Origin of the sequence: Streptomyces sp. NRRL B-3229 (assembly GCF_000719505.1) — a bacterium.
GTDB lineage: Bacteria > Actinomycetota > Actinomycetes > Streptomycetales > Streptomycetaceae > Streptomyces > Streptomyces griseorubiginosus.
In genome coordinates this window covers 1-624 of record NZ_JOGP01000093.1, presented here as the reverse complement: position 1 = coordinate 624, position 624 = coordinate 1, and the positions used below count along the sequence as shown (strand labels likewise).

Genomic DNA, 624 nt, shown 5'->3' with positions numbered 1-624 from the left:
GCTCGCACCCGGACCTGCCCCTGCCACCTGCGGTGAGCGAGACGACTCTGCCGCTGCCGCGGTCGAGTTACGGCACCCAGAAGCTGATGTGCGAGCAACTGATCGCGGACTGCACCCGGCGTGGCTTCCTCGACGGGCGGGTCGTGCGGCTGATGACGGTGGTGGTCCGGCCCGGCCGGCCCAACGCCGCCGCGTCCGGCTTCCTGTCCGGCATCGTCCGTGAGCCGCTGGCCGGACTGCCCGCCGTCTGCCCGGTGGATCCCGGGCTGCGGGTGGCCCTGTCCTCGCCACGTCGCACCGTCGAGGGGATCCTCCGGGTCGCCGAGGCCGAGCGCGGGACCGGACCGGGACGCCTGGAGGGTCCGCTGCCGGTCAACCTCCCCGCCCTGACCGTGTCGGTCGCCGACATCCTCGCCACCTTGCGCCAGGTGGCCGGTGACACGGTCGCCGACCGGGTCACCGTCGCCCCCGACCCCGCCGTCGAGGCCATCGTCGCCTCCTGGCCGGCCGACTTCGACCACCGGCGTGCCGGCACTCTGGGGCTCGAACCCGATGCGGATTTCCTTTCCGTGCTGAGGGATTACCTCACCGATCACCCGTAATTCCCCCGCCTCGATCTCCCGC

General features: G+C 72.8%; 1 pseudogene. It reads left to right on the top strand.

From position 1 onward, the window contains the following. Window positions 1-602, top strand: a pseudogene (locus IF54_RS0138850) (NAD-dependent epimerase); the annotation flags it as partial. Window positions 603-624: the final 22 nt, after the last annotated feature.